The following is a 19,787-nucleotide window of genomic DNA, read 5'->3' on the forward strand; positions in this document are numbered from 1 at the left end:
TTCTGTGAACACATTATTTGTGCACGCCAGCAATCAAATGTGGGAGCGGGCTTGCTCGCGAAGAGGCCAGATGAGACACCGCTAAATCGCGACCTTGAACTTCCCTATTCCGAACCACCGCCAACCCCGTGGCGAGGGGGCTCGCCCCCGTTCGGCTGCGCAGCAGCCGTAAATCCAGGCGACTCGGTGAGTCTGAAAGAATGCAGGGGGCCGCTACGCGCCCCAACGGGGGCAAGCCCCCTCGCCACAGAGAGCTGCGCCCGAGCTGTGTGGCTTATTTCTTGGTCAACTCCATAATCATCCGCGACAACAGATAAATCCGCGGCGCCACGCTCTCGACCTCGGCGTATTCCTCTGGCGTATGGATATTCCCGCCGACAATCCCGAACCCGTCCAGCGTCGGTGTACCCACCCCGGCCGAGAGGCTGGCATCCGCCGCCCCGCCGCTGCCTTCTTCCGTCAACTTGCGGCCAATTTCGCCATAAATCCCTTGGGCCATGGCCATCAAGCGATCTGACTCCGCCGTTTGCGGCATCGGCGGCAAGCCGCGTTTAAGGGTGGTAGTCACTTCAGTCTCGGGAATCAGTTTGTCTTTCGAGACCCGTGCCAGGTCCTTTTCGATCCGGTCGAACTCTTCCGGCACCGCTGCCCGCACGTCAGCCTTGGCGGTGGCCTGATCCGGAATCACGTTGGTGCGGTCGCCAGCGTTCAGCACGGTGAAGTTGATGGTGGTTTTCTTCTGCGCATCGCCCAGTTTGCCGAGTTGCAGAATCTGGTGCGCGGCTTCCATGGCGGCGTTACGCCCCAGTTCCGGCGCGACGCCAGCGTGAGATGCCTTGCCTTTGACCTCGACCATGGCGGTGGCGCTACCTTTGCGCCATACCACCAGACCATCGGCTGGGCGGCCCGGTTCGAGGTTGAGCGTCACGTCGTGGGCCTTGGCGGTTTTCTTGATCAGATCAGTGGCGACGTCCGAGCCGGTCTCTTCGCTAGCGTCGAGCAGGAAGGTGATTTGCGCATAGTCCTTGAAATCGAGGTTTTTCAGGACTTTCAGCGCATAGATCCCGGCGACGATGCCGCCCTTGTCGTCCATCACGCCCGGACCATAAGCGCGGCCCTCCTTGATCTGGAACGGGCGCGCGGCGGCCGAGCCTTCCTTGAACACGGTGTCCATGTGTGCCATCAGCAGGATTTTCGCCTTGCCGGTGCCTTTAAGCGTGGCCAGTACATGGTTGCTCTTGTCCGGGGTGTTGGGCACAAGTTCGATGGTGGCACCGAGTTTCTTCAACTCCTCGATGGCGATGTCACTCACCTGGGTCAGGCCCGGTTCATAACCGGAGCCGGAGTCGATGTTCACCAGGCGTTCCAGCAGTTTCAGGGCTTCGCCTTTGTACTGTTCGGCATCGGCGAGGACTTGTTTATGGGGTTCGGCGAAGGCTGCGGGGGTGAAGGCGCCGAGGGCGAGGGTCAGGCCGAGGCTGGTGGCCAGGAGGGAGCGAGAGCGTTTGAACGTCATGAATCGATCCTTGTTTCGTGTCGGGGGTCGAAAATACCCTACCTGACTACGACGCAAGGCTCTACACCGGATGCAACATACACAAACCTGAATGACCACACATCCCCTGTGGGAGCGGGCTTGCTCGCGAAAGCGGTGTATCAGGCAACAATGATGTCGACTGACACTCCGTCTTCGCGAGCAAGCCCGCTCCCACAGGGATTTGTGGTGATTTGGTTACACCGAATCGAGCAACTCTTTATGCGGTTTACCATCGCTGTGGCAGATGACGCGGTTGCGGCCGGTGGTCTTGGCTTCGTAGAGCGCCTGGTCGGCGTCGTTGAGCCACAGGGTCGCGTCGTCGTGGGCCGGGTTGAAGGCCGCCAGGCCGATGCTCAAACTGACTTTCAGCGCTGGGTTCTGCTCATAACCCAACGTGGCGAAACGATCACGCAGCGCATCCATCGCCACGGCGGCGCGGTCCAGCGGCAGGTCCGGCAGCAGCACACAAAATTCGTCGCCGCCATAGCGCCCGGCGACATCCGCTGCCCGCAGGTTCTGCTTGAGCATTTTGCTCAGCTGACGCAGGACAATGTCCCCAGCGACATGGCCGTAGGTGTCGTTGATGATTTTGAAATGATCGATGTCGATCAGCGCTATCGCCCCGCCCTGCTGCTGGCGCTGGCAACGCTGAAACTCGATTTCCAGCTGATCTTTCCAGGCACCGTGATTCAGCAGGCCAGTCAGGCTGTCGGTGCGGCTCAGGGCCAACAGTTCGCGCTTTTGTCGGCCAAGAGTATGGGCCTGATGGAAGCAGATCCAGCCCAGGGACATCGGATAAATCGACAGCAAAGGCAAACAGGCGTACAGCTGAAACGGACTGGTTTGCGGGACAAAAGCCGGCATGAACACCAGCAGCCCGACGCCGATCCCGAGCATCTGCGCGACGGCGCCCATCAACAGAAAACGCAAACCGCCGATGGCCACGTTGTGCATCGCCATCATCGACAGTGTTGCCGCGCTGGGCAGCGGATTGAACTGCATGGCGGCCACCCAGAAGCCGCCGAGAAACGCGTCCACCAGGATATTGCGGTGTTCGGCGTGGAAAGGAATTTTCGCCCGGCGCGCCCATTGATAGGCCACATGCGGCCAGAGCAGCCCGTTGAGCAGCATCACTACCCAGACCCAAGGCGCCGGGTTGAGTGGATACATGCCTGCGCCGACGCACAATAATCCAAGGGCCAGCCCCAGGATTCGTGACCCATAAAGCCTCCTGGCCAGTGAAAGTCCCTTTCCTCCCTTTTTTTCCATAGAGGCCTCTGTACCACTGAACGGAGCCTGACAACACACGGGATTGAAAGTGTGCTTGAAGTCTATCAGGGCGACGGCAAATAGCCATCACCGGTTGGCGGTCTGAATAGCATGGCCTCGCCATGAGCTGAATGCCCGATGTTTGGTCTATACATGAAGGGAGGGATCGCGCTCAAACCCACCGACCACACTCTGTCCTGATCACTGCAAAGGAATAGCCTGATGCTTTTGTTGGTTGTCACTATCGCCGTCTTCGTGGCCTGGAGCTGGTTGAGCTACCCGGCCATCGGTTACTGGCTCTATGACTTGAACATGGCGCTGGAGGCCCGGCTGTACCGGTTGCACAAGATCGTCGTGCCAATCTCCGAAATGACCGTTTCGACCTGGCAAGGCGGGCCTTACGAAGCCGCCAGCAGTGTGCTGATGCTGCACGGCTGCAGCGCCGACAAGAACATCTGGCTGCGCTTTGCCCGGCACTTTGTCGACGACTACCGGGTGATTATTCCTGACCTCGCCGGGCACGGCGAAACCGGCTTCAAGGCCGGCGGTGGCTATGACATTCCGGTCCAGGCCAAACGATTGATCCAGTTGCTCGATATCTGTGGGGTCGAAAAGGTGCATGTGATCGGCAACTCCATGGGCGGCTACATCGCCGCGTGGCTGGCAGCCACTTATCCGGAGCGCATTATCTCTCTGGCGCTGCTCGACCCGGCCGGCGTCACTGCCCCGGAGCTTAGCGATATGGAGCGACACCTGGCCCGCGGCCACAACCCGTTTTTGATTCATTCCCGTGAAGAGTTCCAGTATTTCTACGCCATGACCATGGCCTCCCCGCCGTGGGTGCCGGGAATCGTGCTGGATGCCGTCGCCCAGCGCTATGAACAGCAGCGCGACGAACTGGAAGAAATCTTCAGGGACTTTCACGCCAGCCCGCCGATGGAGCCGAAACTGCCCGACATCAAATGCCCGGCGCTGCTCCTGTGGGGGCGCAAGGACCGTTTGATCGACGTCAGCAGCGTACCGGTCTGGAGCAAGGGCATCGCCGATCTTCGGGTGGAAATCTGGGACGGTGTCGGCCATATGCCGATGGTTGAGCAACCGGCCAATACGGCGCGGTTATATCGGGAGTTTTTGGGAAGGAAAAACTGATGAGATCCCCTGTGGTGAAGGGGGCAAGCCCCTTTGCGCTTGGTGGTGAACGATGAACATTCTTTACGACGAACGCATCGACGGTGTTCTGCCCAATGTCGACAAGGCTGCGTTACTCAAGGCCTTGCAGCAGGAGGTGCCGGACCTGGACATCCTCTGGCGCGAAGAAGAACTCAAACCCTACGAATGCGACGGCCTGTCGGCCTATCGCACCACGCCAATGCTGGTCGCCCTGCCCCGGCAGCTGGAACAGGTGCAGGCGCTGCTCAGGCTCTGTCATGCCCGCAACGTGCCGGTGGTGGCGCGCGGGGCCGGCACCGGCTTGTCCGGCGGTGCACTGCCGTTGGACAAAGGCGTGCTGCTGGTGATGGTGCGGTTCAACAACATCCTGCACATCGACCCCGCCGCCCGCACCGCACGGGTCCAGCCGGGGGTACGTAACCTGGCGATTTCCCAGGCAGCGGCGCCCTTCGGCCTGTATTACGCGCCGGACCCGTCCTCGCAAATCGCCTGCTCCATCGGCGGCAACGTCGCGGAAAACGCCGGTGGCGTGCATTGCCTCAAATACGGCCTGACCGTGCACAACCTGCTGAAACTCGAAGTGCTAACCCTTGAAGGCGAACACCTGACCCTCGGCGCCGATTCGCTGGACGCGCCGGGCTTCGACTTGTTGGCGTTGTTCACCGGTTCCGAAGGCTTGCTGGGGATCATTACTGAAGTCACGGTCAAACTGCTGCCCAAACCCCAAGTCGCCAAAGTCCTGCTGGCGAGCTTCGACTCGGTGGAAAAGGCCGGTCGCGCGGTGGCCGAGATCATCGCCGCCGGGATCATTCCCGGTGGCTTGGAGATGATGGACAACCTGGCAATCCGTGCCGCCGAAGATTTCATCCACGCCGGTTACCCGGTGGACGCCGAAGCGATTCTGCTGTGCGAACTGGACGGTGTCGAAGCCGATGTCCACGACGATTGCGAACGAGTCCGCGAGGTGCTGCAGCAGGCCGGCGCCAGCGAGGTGCGCCAGGCCCGGGACGAAGCCGAACGCGTGCGGTTCTGGGCCGGGCGCAAGAACGCCTTCCCGGCAATTGGCCGCCTCTCGCCGGATTATTACTGCATGGATGGCACCATCCCCCGCCGCGAATTGCCCGGTGTACTCAAGGGCATCGCCAGCCTGGCGCAAGAGTACGGCTTGCGCGTGGCCAACGTTTTCCATGCCGGCGACGGCAATATGCACCCGCTGATCCTGTTCGACGCCAACCAGCCCGGTGAACTGGAACGGGCCGAAGCCCTTGGCGGCAAAATCCTCGAACTGTGCGTGAAAGTCGGCGGCAGCATCACCGGCGAACATGGCGTCGGCCGGGAGAAAATCAATCAGATGTGCGCGCAGTTCAACAGTGATGAGTTAACGCTGTTTCACGCGGTGAAAGCCGCGTTCGACCCCAAGGGCCTGCTCAACCCCGGCAAGAATATCCCGACCCTGCACCGCTGCGCGGAATTCGGTGCGATGCACATCCACGCCGGGCAACTGCCGTTCCCTGAGCTGGAGCGTTTCTGATGCCGGACTTCGATGCCAGTGAAGCCCTGCTGGAGCAGGTCAAACAGGCGCGGGAGAACGCCACGCCGCTGCGCATTCAGGGCGGTAACACCAAGGCGTTTCTCGGCCGTGAAGTGGCCGGAGAAATACTCAACACCCGCGCCCATCGCGGCATCGTCAGCTACGACCCGACCGAGCTAGTGATCAGCGTTCGCGCCGGCACGCCGCTGAGCGAACTGTTTGCCGCACTGGATGCAAAGGGGCAAATGCTGCCCTGCGAGCCACCATCGTTCGGCGAAGGCGCCACTGTTGGCGGGATGATCGCGGCGGGGTTGTCCGGGCCGCGGCGCCCGTGGTCCGGTTCGGTGCGCGATTTTGTCCTCGGTACCCGGGTGATCAGCGGCCTCGGCACCCACCTGCGCTTCGGCGGTGAAGTGATGAAAAACGTCGCCGGCTACGACCTCTCGCGCCTGATGGTGGGCAGTTATGGCTGCCTCGGGGTGCTGACCGAAGTCTCGCTCAAAGTGCTGCCCAAACCCCGGCAATGCTTGAGCATCAGCCTGGACATCGACTGCGCCCGCGCCTTGGAAAATCTGGCGCAATGGGGCCAGCAACCACTGCCCATCAGCGCTGCCAGCCACGACGGTCAGCGTCTGTATCTGCGGCTCGAAGGCGGCGAAGGTTCGGTCACGGCCGCCCATCAACGGCTCGGCGGCGAACCGTTGGACTACGGTTATTGGGCCGACCTGAACGAACAACGACTAGACTTTTTTAATGAGGGCCTGCCGCTGTGGCGCTTGTCATTGCCCAATAACCTCGGGCCTCTGGACTTGCCCGGTGAGCAACTGATCGACTGGGGCGGCGCGCAACGCTGGTTGAAATCCGCGGCCGACAACATTCAGTCGCGGGCCCTTGAACTCGGCGGCCACGCCACCTGTTTCAGCCATGGCGTCAGCGAGACGCCCTTCCAGCCGCTGGCCCCGACGCTGCTGCGCTATCACCGGCAACTCAAGGCGCAACTGGACCCGCTAGGGCTGTTCAACCCCGGCCGGATGTACGCGGAACTCTAGGGGCGCTCTCAATGCAAACCAATCTCAGCGAACAGTCCAAACTACTGCCCCGCGCCGAAGAAGCGGACAAGATTCTGCGCACCTGCGTGCATTGCGGGTTCTGCAACGCGACGTGCCCGACCTACCAACTGCTGGGCGACGAACTGGACGGGCCGCGCGGGCGCATCTACCTAATCAAGCAAGTGCTCGAAGGCGCCCCCGCCACGGCCAAAGCCCAGTTGCACCTGGATCGCTGCCTGACGTGCCGCAACTGCGAAACTACCTGCCCGTCCGGGGTGGATTATCACAACTTGCTGGACATTGGCCGCGCCGTGATCGATCAAGCGGTGCCGCGCCCGGCCAGTCAGCGACTGTTGCGCCAAGGGTTGCGGGCATTGGCGCCGAATCCGAACCTGTTCAAGACCTTGCTGCAGATCGGCGCCACCTTCCGGCCGTTGCTACCACGGGGCGTTGAGGCAAAGTTGCCCCACGACCTTCCCGCCGCAGGCAAGCGCCCTGCCCCTCGGCATGCGCGCCGGGTATTGATGCTCGAAGGCTGCGTGCAGCCCGGTCTGTCGCCGAACACCAATGCCGCGACCGCGCGGGTGCTGGATCGGTTGGGGATCAGCGTGATCCCGGCGCCAAACGCTGGTTGCTGCGGCGCGCTGGACTATCACCTCGACGCCCAGGCCATGGGCCTGGACCGCGCCCGACGCAACATCGACGCCTGGTGGCCGCACCTGGAAAACGGCGCCGAAGCCATTGTGCAAACCGCGAGCGGCTGCGGCGCATTCATCAAGGATTACGGGCATCTGCTGGAGCGCGATCCGGTCTATGCGGCCAAAGCCCAGCAGGTCAGCGAACTGGCTCTGGACCTGGTGCAAGTGCTGGCCGATGAACCTTTGGAACGGGTTTGCGCAGCCACCGACCAGCGGATCGCCTTCCACTGCCCCTGCACTTTGCAGCACGCACAGAAACTCGGCGGCGCGGTAGAGGCCGTGCTGACCCGGTTGGGCTTCAATCTCACCACTGTGCCCGACAGCCATTTGTGTTGCGGCTCGGCCGGCACCTACTCGATCACCCAGCCGGAATTGGCCCGGCAACTGAGAGACAACAAACTCAACGCCCTGGAAAGCGGCCATCCCGAGGTCATCGCCACCGCCAACATAGGCTGCCAGAGCCACCTCAACAGCGCCGGACGAACGCCGGTCAGGCACTGGATCGAACTGGTGGACCAAGTGCTGCGATAACCGAATAGCCTACGTTGCAAGAACAGTCCTTCGCAGAATGAAGTTCGTCAGAAACTTCGTTTGTCGGCGCCGCCGAAGGCTGCGATCTTTTCCGGCATCCGATACGTCACTGCGCCAGGAAACTTTTCATGAGCCATCCGAACTTCGTCAGCCCTGACCTGATCCGCCAACGCTTCTCCAAAGCGATGTCCGACATGTACCGCGAAGAAGTGCCGCTGTACGGCGCGCTGATGGAACTGGTGGAACAGACCAACCGCCACGTGCTGGACAGCGATCCGCAGATCGCCCAACAGCTGAAAAGCACCGGTGAAATCCAGCGACTGGACCTGGAACGCCATGGTGCGATCCGCGTCGGCACCGCCGCTGAACTGGCGACCCTCGCCCGCTTGTTTGCGGTGATGGGCATGCAACCGGTGGGCTATTACGACCTGACCCCGGCCGGCGTGCCGGTGCATTCCACCGCGTTCCGTGCCGTGCATGAGGCGGCGTTGCAGGTCAGCCCGTTCCGGGTGTTCACCTCGCTGCTGCGCCTGGAGCTGATCGAAGACACCGAACTGCGGGCCTTTGCCCAGTCGGTGCTGGACACGCGCTCGATCTTCACCCCGGCGGCATTGGCCCTCATTGAGCGCGCTGAAACCCAGGGCGGCCTGACTGAATACGAGACGCAGGACTTCGTCGCACAAGCCCTGGAAACCTTCCGCTGGCACCACAGCGCCACCGTCACCGCCGCGCAGTACCAGCAACTGAGCGCCCAGCATCGACTGATCGCCGACGTGGTGGCGTTCAAAGGCCCGCACATCAACCACCTGACACCACGCACCCTGGACATCGACATTGTGCAGGCGCAAATGCCCGCCCATGGCATCACCCCCAAAGCGGTGATCGAAGGCCCTCCCCGCCGCCAATGCCCGATCCTGCTGCGCCAAACCAGCTTCAAGGCGCTGGACGAGCCGATTGCGTTTACCGATCAAGCCGAAACCCGCGGCAGCCATAGCGCCCGCTTCGGTGAAATCGAGCAACGCGGGGCGGCGCTTACCCCCAAAGGCCGAGCGCTTTACGACCGTTTGCTCAACGCTGCCCGGGATGAACTGAAGGACTTCCCCAATGAAGCCAACGCCGCACGCTACAACGCGCTAATGACGCAGCACTTCGGCGAATTCCCTGACACCGTCGAGGACATGCGCCAACAGGAACTGGCGTACTTTCGCTACTTCGTCACGGAAAAGGGACTGGCCGTGCATGAGCTGAAAGGCGCGTCGCTGGAAGATTTGCTCCGCGACGGCTATGTGCGGGTTGAACCGCTGGTGTACGAAGACTTTTTGCCGGTCAGTGCGGCGGGGATTTTTCAGTCGAACCTGGGGGATGCGGCGCAAACCCACTATGGCGTGCATTCGAACCAGCAAGCGTTCGAAAAGGCCTTGGGAAGGTCGACGATTGATGAGTTGGGGTTGTATGCGCAGACGCAGCGGCGGTCGATTGATGAGTGTTTGGCAGCACTGGGTTTGGACGTTTCCGAATAAGCGTTATGGCTGCAAAAAAGATCGCAGGCTTCGCCAGCTCCTACGGGGGATTGGGTACACCGCTGCATCGCGGTTGCACACGGTCGAGGTAGGAGCTGCCGCAGGCTGCGATCTTTTGGTCTTATTGCAGCTTCGCCAACAAAGCCTTGGCGGTCGCTTCCGACGAGGCCGGGTTCTGACCGGTCAGCAACAGACCATCCGCAATCACGTAACTCGCCCAATCATCGGCCTTGGAGTAAAGCCCTCCATTGGCCTTGAGCATGTCCTCCACCAAAAACGGCACCACATCCGTCAGCTGCACAGCGGCTTCTTCGGAGTTGGTGAAGCCCGTCACCCGCTTGCCTTTAACCAATGGCTGGCCGTCCGCATCCTTGACGTGACGCAACACCCCCGGCGCATGACAGACCGCCGCCACCGGTTTGCCCGCCGTGTAAAACGACTCGATCAGCGCAATTGAAAAGGGGTCTTCAGCCAGATCCCACAACGGGCCATGCCCGCCCGGATAGAAAACAGCGTCATAGTCTTCGGCCCTCACGGTATTCAGCACCCCGGTAGACGCTAATGCAGATTGGGCAGCGGAATCCTTGCGAAAGCGATCGGTGGCCGCAGTCTGCGCGTCTGGCTCATCGCTCTTGGGGTCCAGCGGTGGCTGGCCGCCCTTGGGTGAGACCAGGGTCAACTGCGCGCCAGCGTCCTTGAAGATGTAATACGGTGCGGCGAATTCTTCGAGCCAAAAGCCGGTTTTCTTACCGGTGTTACCCAATTGATCGTGGGACGTTAAAACCATCAGGATTTTCATGTCGTTCTCCAGTCGATTTCAGGGTTATTCAGTGATCTCGGCGCTGGGTTTGACCATCGGACAGCGCTGTTCGTTGCGCCCATTTTCGGGGTGACGGCTCATGGCCTTGATGCGCAAGAAGTTGCGCAACTATTTCGATGAAAAGCCCCCCAGCGACGCTGGACGCCAGGTTTATGAAGCCCTCCAGCCGAGTGCGCAAGAAGTTGCGCAATGCTGCGCAACTTCTTGCGCACCTTTTCAGCTGATCCTTGCCGAAAACCCTTTCGGCGCTGGATAAATCGTATCAACCACCTGATTTATATAGCTTTAATCATTTCTGGCACGGACCTTGATAACAGTCAGGCACCCACCGGGCGATACCGCCTCCCGGGCACCCTAACTTTTAGCAAGGAGCACATCCATGGCTACACCAGCGTACATGTCCGTTACCGGCGAGAAACAAGGCCTGATCACTGCCGGCGCGTTCACCGCCGACTCCGTAGGCAACACCTACCAGGAAGGTCACGAAGACCAGGTCATGGTTCAGGCTTTCAGCCACGACGTGATCATCCCGCGTGACCCACAGTCCGGCCAACCGACCGGTCAGCGTGTACACAAGCCAGTCGTGATCACCAAGGTCTACGACAAGTCCTCGCCACTGCTGCAAGCGGCGCTGACTTCCGGCGAGCGCATGAGCGAAATCGTTATCCAGTGGTACCGCACTTCGGCTCAAGGCACCCAGGAGCACTACTACACCACCAAACTGGAAGACGCGATCATCGTCGCCATCAACAACAAAATGCACAACTGCCAGGATCCGTCGAACTCGCACTTCACGCATCTCGAAGAAGTGCAATTCACCTACCGCAAAATCACCTGGACCCACGAAGTATCCGGTACTTCGGGTTCCGATGACTGGCGTGTTCCGGTCGCCTGATCCAGGCCGACCATTTCAAGCATCGGCCAGCTCTGCTGGTCGATGTTGTTTACGCCCTTCCAGAATTTTGCGTCCGTTGACCCGGCTTCCGGGTCTCAACGAACGCCGCAGCACTGTACGAGGAACAAGGGATGTTCGCGCCGGCCAATCAGACTCACTTTGCCCTGACTATCGAAGGTCTGGAAAACGATCTCCAGGTCCTTTCCCTGCAAGGTCGGGAAGCCATCAGCCAGCCTTTTGTTTTTGAGGTGGAGCTGGTCAGTGAACAGCCGTCCCTGGACCTCGAGACCCTGCTGCACAAACCGGCCTTTTTGCAGCTCTCGCCAGACGGCAGCGGCATCCATGGCCAGATCTATCGTGCCGCCCAAGGCGATTCCGGCAAACGCCTGACCCGCTACGCGGTGACCCTGCGTCCGCAGCTGTCCTACCTGGCGCACCGCATCAACCAACGCATCTTCCAGAACCTCACCGTGCCAAAAATCATTGGCATGGTCCTCGAAGAGCACGGCATCCAGAGCAATGCCTACGAATTCAAAGTCGGGACGATTTATCCCGAGCGCATTTACTGCGTTCAGTACGATGAATCGGACCTGCAGTTCATCCAGCGCCTATGCGAGGAAGAAGGTATCCACTACCACTTCCAGCACAGCGCCACGGCCCACAAGCTGGTGTTCGGCGATGACCAGACGGTGTTCCCGAAACTCGCCCCCGTGGCCTACCAGCAAGACTCCGGCATGGTCGCCAACGACCCGGCGATCAAGCGCTTCGACCTGCGCCTGGAAACCCGCACCAGCCGCACCACCCGCCGCGACTACGACTTCGAAAAACCGCGCCTGACCCTGGAAAGCGAAAACCGTGGCGACGCCCTGCCCGACCTCGAAGACTACGACTACCCCGGCCGCTTCATCGACCGCGAACGCGGCAAGCACCTGGCCAAACGCGCCCTTGAGCGTCACCGCAGCGACTTCCAGCTCGCCGAAGGCAAAAGCGATCAGCCGTTGCTGGTCAGCGGCCACTTCCTGGCCCTGACCCAACACCCAAAAGCCAAATGGAACGACCTATGGCTGCTGACCGAAATCCTTCACGAAGGCAAACAGCCGCAAGTGCTGGAGGAATCGGTCACCAGCGACACCACCCAGCTCAAGGACGATTTCCATCAGGGCTACCGCAACCGCTTCCAGGCCACCCCGTGGGACGTACCGAACCGCCCGCCGCTGAACCACCCCAAACCACGGATCCTCGGCAGCCAGAGCGCCGTGGTGACCGGCCCCAAGGGTGAAGAGATCCACTGCGATCAATACGACCGCGTCAAAGTGCAATTCCATTGGGACCGCATCGGTGCGGCCGACGACAAAACCAGCTGCTGGCTGCGCGTCTCCTCCGCCTGGGCCGGCGCCCACTATGGCGGCATCGCCGTTCCGCGCATCGGCATGGAAGTGCTGGTCAGCTTCCTCGAAGGCGATCCCGACCAACCGCTGATCAGCGGCTGCCTGTACCACAAGGAAAACGTCGTCCCCTACGCCCTGCCGGCAAACAAGACCCGCAGCACCTTCAAAACCATGAGCTCTCCGGGCGGCGGCGGTTTCAACGAACTGCGCATCGAAGACAAAAAGGGCCAGGAACAGATCTTCCTGCACGCCCAGCGCGACTGGGACGAAAACGTCGAACACGACCAGAAAATCCGCGTCGGCAACGAACGCCACGACACCGTCGAGCAAAACAGCTACAGCGAATTCAAGGCCGAAGAACACCACACTGTCTACGCCGACCGCAAAGTCGAAACCCGCGCCAACGACCACCTGACCGTGGGCGTCAACCAGCACATCAAGATCGGCACCGGCCAGTTCATCGAAGCCGGCCAGGAAATCCACCTGAGCAGCGGCATGAAAGTCGTGCTCGAAGCCGGCAGCGAACTCACCCTCAAGGGCGGCGGCAGCTTCATCAAGATCGACGCCAGCGGTGTGACGCTGAGCGGGCCGGTGATCAACATGAACTCCGGGGGGAGTCCGGGGAGCGGAACCGGGGCGGCACCGTTGATGCCGGGGGTGTTGAAGCAGGCTGATGCGGATAAGGCTGGCGCGGTGCTGAGCCCGGCGCAGATCAATACTCTTAAACGTAACGCGCCATTCTGTGAAGAGTGCGAGAAATGCAAGGCAGGTGTATGCGATATAGAAAAACCCACCCACGATACTGAAAAAACTACCCACGATTTAGTGTTCGTCGTGAATGACGAAAAAACGGGCAAACCCAAGCCGAATACTCCTTACCAAATCAAGCTTGAGTCTGGACTTATTGTTAAGGGTGTTACCGACAGTAAAGGATTGACCCAAAAAGTTTCATCCAACAAACCAGAAAAAGCCACCATCGAGGCCCCCTACTATGGCGACACTACAAGCGACACTCACTCCGACTGCAGATCCGACGCCTGTAGCTGTTAGTGTTTCAGCGGATGAACCGAGTGGTGCTCAGTGGGTGGCAAGGTTCCTGGGCAGCGCTAATGTCACGTCACTTGCGTCTCCATTTCGTGAAGCCGTGACAAAGTTTCTCGATGCAGTAAGAGCTGCCGGCGGGACTGTACATATTTCTGCGACATATCGGCCTCCGGAAAGAGCTTATCTAATGCACTGGTCGTGGAAAATCGTTAAAACGGGCTACGACCCACAACAGGTTCCTAGCTATCCAGGTGACGTTATAAAAATCCAATGGGCACATACTTCCGAGTCTGGCGCATTTGATCAACAGGCCTCTGTACAGGCAGCCAGGGCCATGGTGAATGGCTACGGAATCAGTGGATTGAACGTCGCCCCGGCGCTTAACTCACGGCACACCCAGAAACAGGCGATCGACATGAATATCAGCTGGGCCGGGACATTAACAATAAATAATGCCTCAGGCACGGCGGTCACTATAAGCTCAGACCCCAAAACCGGGATGAACAGTGAGCTTCATACCGTAGGGGCCACTTACGGCGTGATCAAATTTGTTGGTGGAAATAGTGACAAACCTCACTGGTCAAATGATGGGCATTAAAATGTACACAATCACGCGCTATTTCTTGCTCATCGCATTCGCCCTCCCACTGCTTGCTTGTGCAGCCGAAAGCGATGGCTCAGTGCCTGATGACGTCTCCGATTACATAACAAGCAGAGACAACTGTGACTCTCTGCGCGGAGATATTCCTGAGCCGGCCCCCGCCGACCCGGACAACCTCAGCCGTGTCATCAGCGACATCAATAAATACTGCAAAGGCACAGATCAAAAACTGAAGCAGTTGAAAGAGAAATACTCCGGAAACGAAAGCATTGTGAAGTTGCTCTCGACTTACGAAGAAAATATTGAAGCGGATATGAGTTTTTAGATTCACTCATCAAGGACGGCTGTTGTGACATCTGAAAACACCAATCCACAGGTCTGGTTATCCGAAACCCCGCTACTGCCGGGTGAACGCCTTTACCTGATCATCAGTGCGGCCAGTGATGCCGAAGCGCTCAAGACGCTTTACCAAAATGAACCCACAACCCAGGCGATCCCGATCTGGGGCGGTACACCCTACGCGGCTTGGCAGCCAGTGATGCCCTACCTCACCGAGTTGAAACCCAACTCAAGCTTCCTGCCATGGATTGCCGAAACCGACGCCCTCGATTGGGGGTGGCTGGCCGTTTCCAGCAGCGAACCGAACGTGGTGTTCGAACATCTGCGCAGCCTCACGCAGGTTCGGATGCCGGATGGGACTGAAGTGTTTTTCCGGTTCTGGGACGGGCGGCATATCTACCCGATTCTGGAAGGCCTCGGCGATGCCGCCGGCGAAGTGCTGCCGGTGTTTGATCGGTACCTGATCAATGGGAAGAGCCTGGAGGTGGGGCCGCGCGCGGTGCCACCGGCGAAGGACTGGCCTTGGTGGGAGGTGCCGCAGAAGCTGCTCGACAGCCTCGCGAAACAAAACCCGTCCACCTTGATCGGCAACCTGATGCAATGGCTGGAAGAGGAACGTCCAGACATCTTCGCCGCTTACCCCGAGAGCAATCTGAAGCTGAAAGTCGCACGCTTCGTGCGCCGGGCCGATGCTCCAAAAAACCTTAATGAAGCACTGTTAAACCACCTGATTCTGGAGCAAGGCTGATGGATCGCGTTGCCTACGTTGACAACCAACTGAGCACGTTCAAGGACAGCTTGAAGCTGTATCAAGAACAGACCAAAACCTGGTACGCGAAAGCCGCCGACAAAGGCAGTCGAGCAACAGACCTGCCCTCCCTGCTGGGCATGGAGCGCGTGATAAAGGTCGGCAACACCAGCAAATCGGTGAGCATGACCGATGGCGACTTCGCCTCGAACGTTGCCCAGTGCCCACTCAAGGGGCCGCTGCTGATCGAGAGCAAATTCGAATCGGTGTATGACATCCCGCTGGGTGACATCGAAGTCGAAATCGTTGCGGTAGAAGGCGGCGCGGTCAGCAAAGTCAAACTCGACGCCCAAGGCAAAGCCAGCTGGACGGGCGGTATTCCGGGCAAGTTCTACAAAATTCGTATCCATAACGAAGTGACGCCGGCTCAGATCGATACCCTGTTCAAGTCCTATGACGGCCTGACCGATCAACTGGAAGGTTTCCTGCGCAAGGAATGGGCTGGCTTCAAGCCGCAATGGTCGAACATGTCCGCTTCGGGGACCGCCATGGCGGTCGGCAACGGCATCCTGGAAGGCGGTTGGGAAGCAATCAAAGGGGTCTGGGACGGCATCAGTCTGGTGCTCGACATCCTGCAAGACCCGAGCAAGTTTGCGAAAGACCTCGGTGCCGGCACCCAAAAACTGGTAGCTCTGGCAAAAGAAGCGCCAGACGTCATGAAGAAGGCCATGCTGCTGGCCAGCGACGAGGCCGCCCTGTTCCTGATAGTACGCAGTGCTGTGATCTGGCTGGCCGGCCTGCCACCGATGAAGATGGCCGGTGACGCCGCAAAAATGACCACGGCGGCGGTCGTCGGCATCGCGATCGACATCGTGATTTCGATCGTGCTGACCATTGCTGCGGAGGGTACCGGTGTCATCTACCTCGCCGCGCGCTTGAAAAAGTACGGCGAAATCATCATCAAGGCCGTGACCGGTTTTGTGGAGTCGGTGTTCAAGATCATCAAAGGCTTCATGGAATACGTCGCGAAATACACCGCGGTAGCGGCTCGTGGGGTGACGGCTCAGGTGAAGAAAGGGGTGGCGCAGGTTCGCTTTGACGGGAAGAAAAACACAAAACTGGGCAAGGGCAAAACGGGCGACGACGCTTCCAGGCAAGCCAAGACACCTGCCGACCAAAGCGCTGAGCCCGCGGCCAAAACCTGCACCGACAAGTGCCCTGTATCGATGGTCACCGGTGAAGAGTTATTGACGCTCAACGATGGCCAACTCGACGGCCTGCTGCCGTTTGAGTGGACACGTCTTTATCGAAGCAGCGCAGTGGAAATCGATTGTGGCCTGGGTTATGGCTGGAGCCATGCACTGGCTCATCGAGTCGAAATCAATGGCGATGAAGTCATCTGGACTGACCACGAAAACCGGGCGACGCCATTTCCGCTTCCAAGCCAACAACGGCCGGCGATCACCAACAGCCTGTCACGGGCAGCGATTTTCATCGGTGACGACCCGTCGGAACTTGTCCTGGCTCAAGCCGGGAGCCGACCGTCCTTCTACCACTTCCGTTACAACAGCAAAGGCGCAACCCTGATCGCCATCAGCGACAGCTATGGCAACCGGCTGCACATCACCCGTGACATCCACGGCAGGATCAAACGCCTCGACAATGGCGCCGGTCGCGCCCTGCTCTTGCGAACCGCAAGCACATCATCGCCGTCGACTATCAGCAGTTCATTCCCGCCGACAATCTGGGAGACGCCTGGAACACCGTCCAGACGCTGGTCACGTACAGCTATGACACGCAGCATCGCCTGATTGAAGCGAAGAACGCTGCCGGTGAAGCCGAACACTATCGCTACAACGATCAACACGTGATTCTTGAGCGGCAACTGGCGGGTGGCGCGAGTTTCTTTTGGGAATGGGAGAACGAAGGCAAGTTGTCGCGCTGCGTCCATCACTGGGCGAGTTTCTCGCAGATGGAAGCGCATTACGCCTGGGACGATAAAGGCAGCGTCACCGTTACCAACGCCGATGGCAGCGAAGAGGTTTACACCCACGACGATAAAGCACGGCTTATCAGCAAGATCGATCCCGACGGTGCTGAACACCTGAAGGCCTATGACGAAAAAGGTCAGCTGATCGCAGAAAAAGATCCGCTGGGTGCTGTTACCGAGTATCGGTACGACGAAGACGGCTTGATGACGGCGGTCATTCCCCCGGAAGATGAACCCGTTTCGTATGAATACAGCAACGGGTTCGTCAGTGACGTGCGCCGCGGCAAAGCCACCTGGAAGTATCAACGAAACAATCAGGGCGACATCACCCAACAGATTGACCCTGATGGTAATGCCACCCTCTACAGCTACGACTGCCAGGGCCGTCTGCTGGAAATCCGCCATCCCGATGGCAGCCGCCATCAACTGGGCTGGAACAACCTCGGTCAACTGCTGGAAGAGCGCCTGCCCGACGGCGGCCAGCGCAAATACCGTTACGACGTCTTAGGCCGGCAGATTACCCGTCAGGAAGAAACCGGCGCCATCACCCACTACCAATGGGACGCCACCAACCGCCTCGCACAAATCACCCTGCCCGGCGGTGCAACCCGTGCATTCACTTACAACGCCTACGGTAAAGTCACCGCTGAACGCGGTGAGTTGGGTCGCGTCACCCGCTACGAATACGCCGATGGCCTGCACCTGGTCAGCCGTCGCCTCAATCCTGATGGCAGCCAGCTTCGCTACCGCTACGACAACTCACGCTTGCTGCTCACTGAGATCGAGAACGAACGTGGTGAACACTACCACCTCGATTACTACCCCAACGGCCTGATCCAGCAGGAAACCGGTTTCGACGGTCGCCGTACTGCCTACGAGTACGACCTCAACGGCCAACTGCTGAAGAAAACCGAATTCGGCGACGACGCCAGTGAGTTGGTCACCGAGTACCAACGCGACGCCGCTGGCCGTTTGCTGGTGAAAACCCTGGCCGATGGCGAGGAAATTCACTACAGCTATGACGCCCTCGGCCGCCTCCTGAACGTCGACGACGGCCATTGGCCCCTCGCCTACGAGTACGACCTGCAAGATCGCCTCATCACCGAACACCAAGGCTGGGGCACTCTGCGTTACGAGTACGACAACCTGGGCCAGTTGAGTCATTGCCGCCTCCCCGACGGTAGCAAACTCGACTACCGCCACCAACCCGGCGGCCGCCTGAGCAGCATCGACCTCAACGGCTCGCGCCTGACCACGCACCAGTTCAACGCCGGTCGCGAACAGCAGCGCCAACAAGGGCTGCTGCTCAGCCAATACCAGTACGACGAACAAGGCCGCCTGCAAGCCCATACCGTCAGCCAGCAGGACCGCAATCTGTTCCGTCGCCGCTACGCCTACGATGCCAACGGCAACCTTGCCGGCATCGACGACAGCCGCAAAGGCAACCGCAGCTATCACTACGATCCGCTCGATCGCCTGATCAACGTCCGTGGCACCACCCCGGAAGGCTTCGCCCACGATCCGGCGGGCAACCTCCTCGGCCAAGGCGACCAGCCAACCGCAAACCAAGCCAACGTCAAAGGCAACCGCCTTCTGATGCAGGGTGACCGTCATTACGACTACGACGCCCACGGCAACCTGATCCGCGAACGTCGCGGCGCCGGCCAGAAACTCGTCACCGAATATCGTTACGACTGCCAACATCGCCTGACCGGCGTCAGCCTGCCCGGTGGCAGCATCGCAAGCTACCAGTACGACGCCTTCGGCCGCCGCATCGCCAAAACCGTCGACGGCCACACCACAGAGTTCCTGTGGCAAGGCGAACGCCTCATCGCCGAGAGCGCGGATAACCGCTATCGCAGCTACATCTACGAACCGGGCAGCTTCCGCCCGCTGGCCATGCTCGATGGCGAAGGCCCGCTGAAAGCCACGCCGTTCTACTACCAACTCGACCACCTCGGCACGCCACAGGAACTCACCGATTACAGCGGCGAGATCATGTGGTCGGCCAAGTACCGCGCCTATGGCAACCTCGCTGCGCTGGACATCGCCGAAATCGACAACCCGCTGCGCTTCCAGGGTCAGTATTTCGATGCGGAAACGGGCTTACATTACAACCGGCATCGCTACTACAATCCGGGCACTGGACGTTTTTTGACGCCGGATCCGATCAAGCTTGCGGGTGGGTTGAACAACTACCAGTACGTGCCTAACCCTACGGGGTGGGTGGATCCGTTGGGCTTAGTAACTACAAAAAACCAATGCCCAGGAAGCAGCAAGAAGAAGGTACCCGTTAACCATAAGCCAAGTGGAGATTTGGACTGGAATGGAGTCGACAAAAAGGGGCTTACTCGAGCGGATCATGTAAAGCGACATGGTGCGGATGATCCTACACGACAAGTACCTCACGGAGTATTTGCAGAGGAACCCATAGCCGCGACAGAGAATGCTTGGGCAATAGCCAAACGTGATGGCATAACCCCATACGTTGAACAGCCCGGAAATGGCAATTGGATCTACGATGTCCCCTATCCTAACGCAGGTTTTAAAGGCGGCATGCCTGGCGCAGCAGATGGTCACCCGGTTTTGAATTCTATTAGAATCGTAGTAAAGCCGAACACAAACAATGTTGTTACCGCGTTCCCAATGTGAGGATC

General features: G+C 59.6%; 14 protein-coding genes and 1 pseudogene. 12 read left to right on the forward strand and 3 right to left on the reverse strand.

Annotation, left to right across the window (positions count from 1 at the left end):
- Window positions 1-274: 274 nt before the first annotated feature.
- Window positions 275-1,516 carry a M20/M25/M40 family metallo-hydrolase gene (locus tag KVG95_RS26995; RefSeq protein WP_217858568.1) on the reverse strand — a complete coding sequence of 414 codons (1,242 nt, stop codon included), beginning with the start codon at window positions 1,514-1,516 and terminating at the stop codon, window positions 275-277.
- A 216-nt stretch (window positions 1,517-1,732) separates the two neighbouring features.
- Window positions 1,733-2,806: a diguanylate cyclase gene (locus KVG95_RS27000; RefSeq protein ID WP_217858569.1), complete on the reverse strand. Its 1,074-nt coding sequence runs from the start codon at window positions 2,804-2,806 to the stop codon at window positions 1,733-1,735.
- Between the two features lie 222 nt (window positions 2,807-3,028).
- Between KVG95_RS27000 and KVG95_RS27005 the strand changes: the two genes are divergently transcribed.
- From KVG95_RS27005 to hglS, 5 genes are all read left to right on the forward strand, one after another.
- Window positions 3,029-3,955: an alpha/beta fold hydrolase gene (locus KVG95_RS27005; RefSeq protein WP_217858570.1), complete on the forward strand. Its 927-nt coding sequence runs from the start codon at window positions 3,029-3,031 to the stop codon at window positions 3,953-3,955.
- A gap of 52 nt (window positions 3,956-4,007) precedes the next feature.
- Window positions 4,008-5,507, forward strand: coding sequence for a glycolate oxidase subunit GlcD (gene glcD, locus KVG95_RS27010; RefSeq protein WP_123721115.1), 1,500 nt, complete (start codon window positions 4,008-4,010; stop codon window positions 5,505-5,507).
- A complete protein-coding gene (gene glcE, locus KVG95_RS27015; RefSeq protein ID WP_217858571.1) occupies window positions 5,507-6,556 on the forward strand; it encodes a glycolate oxidase subunit GlcE in 1,050 nt (349 codons plus the stop codon). Before glcD ends, glcE begins: the two co-directional genes overlap by 1 nt.
- An 11-nt stretch (window positions 6,557-6,567) precedes the next feature.
- Window positions 6,568-7,785: a glycolate oxidase subunit GlcF gene (gene glcF / locus KVG95_RS27020; protein WP_217858572.1), complete on the forward strand. Its 1,218-nt coding sequence runs from the start codon at window positions 6,568-6,570 to the stop codon at window positions 7,783-7,785.
- A 128-nt stretch (window positions 7,786-7,913) separates the two neighbouring features.
- Window positions 7,914-9,305, forward strand: a complete 1,392-nt coding sequence (gene hglS / locus KVG95_RS27025) for a 2-oxoadipate dioxygenase/decarboxylase HglS (RefSeq protein WP_217858573.1) — start codon at window positions 7,914-7,916, stop codon at window positions 9,303-9,305.
- Window positions 9,306-9,426: 121 nt separating this feature from the next.
- On the opposite strand, the gene KVG95_RS27030 is transcribed toward hglS, so the two are convergent.
- On the reverse strand, window positions 9,427-10,104 hold the full coding sequence (locus KVG95_RS27030) for a type 1 glutamine amidotransferase domain-containing protein (protein ID WP_217858574.1): 678 nt from the start codon (window positions 10,102-10,104) through the stop codon (window positions 9,427-9,429).
- A 100-nt stretch (window positions 10,105-10,204) separates the two neighbouring features.
- Between KVG95_RS27030 and KVG95_RS27035 the strand changes: the two genes are divergently transcribed.
- The 7 genes and pseudogenes from KVG95_RS27035 (at window position 10,205) to KVG95_RS27065 (ending at window position 19,782) form a co-directional block, all read left to right on the forward strand.
- Window positions 10,205-10,381, forward strand: coding sequence for a hypothetical protein (locus KVG95_RS27035; protein WP_217858575.1), 177 nt, complete (start codon window positions 10,205-10,207; stop codon window positions 10,379-10,381).
- A 123-nt stretch (window positions 10,382-10,504) separates the two neighbouring features.
- Window positions 10,505-11,020, forward strand: coding sequence for an Hcp family type VI secretion system effector (locus KVG95_RS27040; protein WP_007900657.1), 516 nt, complete (start codon window positions 10,505-10,507; stop codon window positions 11,018-11,020).
- Between the two features lie 131 nt (window positions 11,021-11,151).
- Window positions 11,152-13,458, forward strand: coding sequence for a type VI secretion system Vgr family protein (locus KVG95_RS27045; RefSeq protein WP_217858576.1), 2,307 nt, complete (start codon window positions 11,152-11,154; stop codon window positions 13,456-13,458).
- Between the two features lie 181 nt (window positions 13,459-13,639).
- Window positions 13,640-14,050, forward strand: a complete 411-nt coding sequence (locus KVG95_RS27050; protein ID WP_217858577.1) for a hypothetical protein — start codon at window positions 13,640-13,642, stop codon at window positions 14,048-14,050.
- Between the two features lies 1 nt (window position 14,051).
- Complete coding sequence (locus KVG95_RS27055; RefSeq protein ID WP_217858578.1) at window positions 14,052-14,378, forward strand: hypothetical protein; 327 nt, start codon at window positions 14,052-14,054, stop codon at window positions 14,376-14,378.
- Window positions 14,379-14,402: 24 nt separating this feature from the next.
- Window positions 14,403-15,140, forward strand: coding sequence for a DUF4123 domain-containing protein (locus KVG95_RS27060; protein WP_217858579.1), 738 nt, complete (start codon window positions 14,403-14,405; stop codon window positions 15,138-15,140).
- Window positions 15,140-19,782: pseudogene (locus KVG95_RS27065) on the forward strand (RHS repeat-associated core domain-containing protein). The gene KVG95_RS27060 and the pseudogene KVG95_RS27065 overlap by 1 nt, the downstream one beginning before the upstream one ends.
- The last annotated feature ends 5 nt before the right edge of the window (window positions 19,783-19,787 follow it).

Source organism: Pseudomonas farris (assembly GCF_019145235.1).
GTDB lineage: Bacteria > Pseudomonadota > Gammaproteobacteria > Pseudomonadales > Pseudomonadaceae > Aquipseudomonas > Aquipseudomonas farris.

Excerpts from the sequence above, each read along its gene's own strand:
- KVG95_RS26995 (WP_217858568.1), bottom strand. The coding sequence starts at position 1,516 with ATGACGTTCAAACGCTCTCGCTCCCTCCTGGCCACCAGCCTCGGCCTG.
- KVG95_RS27000 (WP_217858569.1), bottom strand. The coding sequence starts at position 2,806 with ATGGAAAAAAAGGGAGGAAAGGGACTTTCACTGGCCAGGAGGCTTTAT.
- KVG95_RS27005 (WP_217858570.1), top strand. The coding sequence starts at position 3,029 with ATGCTTTTGTTGGTTGTCACTATCGCCGTCTTCGTGGCCTGGAGCTGG.
- glcD (WP_123721115.1), top strand. The coding sequence starts at position 4,008 with ATGAACATTCTTTACGACGAACGCATCGACGGTGTTCTGCCCAATGTC.
- glcE (WP_217858571.1), top strand. The coding sequence starts at position 5,507 with ATGCCGGACTTCGATGCCAGTGAAGCCCTGCTGGAGCAGGTCAAACAG.
- glcF (WP_217858572.1), top strand. The coding sequence starts at position 6,568 with ATGCAAACCAATCTCAGCGAACAGTCCAAACTACTGCCCCGCGCCGAA.
- hglS (WP_217858573.1), top strand. The coding sequence starts at position 7,914 with ATGAGCCATCCGAACTTCGTCAGCCCTGACCTGATCCGCCAACGCTTC.
- KVG95_RS27030 (WP_217858574.1), bottom strand. The coding sequence starts at position 10,104 with ATGAAAATCCTGATGGTTTTAACGTCCCACGATCAATTGGGTAACACC.
- KVG95_RS27035 (WP_217858575.1), top strand. The coding sequence starts at position 10,205 with ATGGCCTTGATGCGCAAGAAGTTGCGCAACTATTTCGATGAAAAGCCC.
- KVG95_RS27040 (WP_007900657.1), top strand. The coding sequence starts at position 10,505 with ATGGCTACACCAGCGTACATGTCCGTTACCGGCGAGAAACAAGGCCTG.
- KVG95_RS27045 (WP_217858576.1), top strand. The coding sequence starts at position 11,152 with ATGTTCGCGCCGGCCAATCAGACTCACTTTGCCCTGACTATCGAAGGT.
- KVG95_RS27050 (WP_217858577.1), top strand. The coding sequence starts at position 13,640 with ATGCACTGGTCGTGGAAAATCGTTAAAACGGGCTACGACCCACAACAG.
- KVG95_RS27055 (WP_217858578.1), top strand. The coding sequence starts at position 14,052 with ATGTACACAATCACGCGCTATTTCTTGCTCATCGCATTCGCCCTCCCA.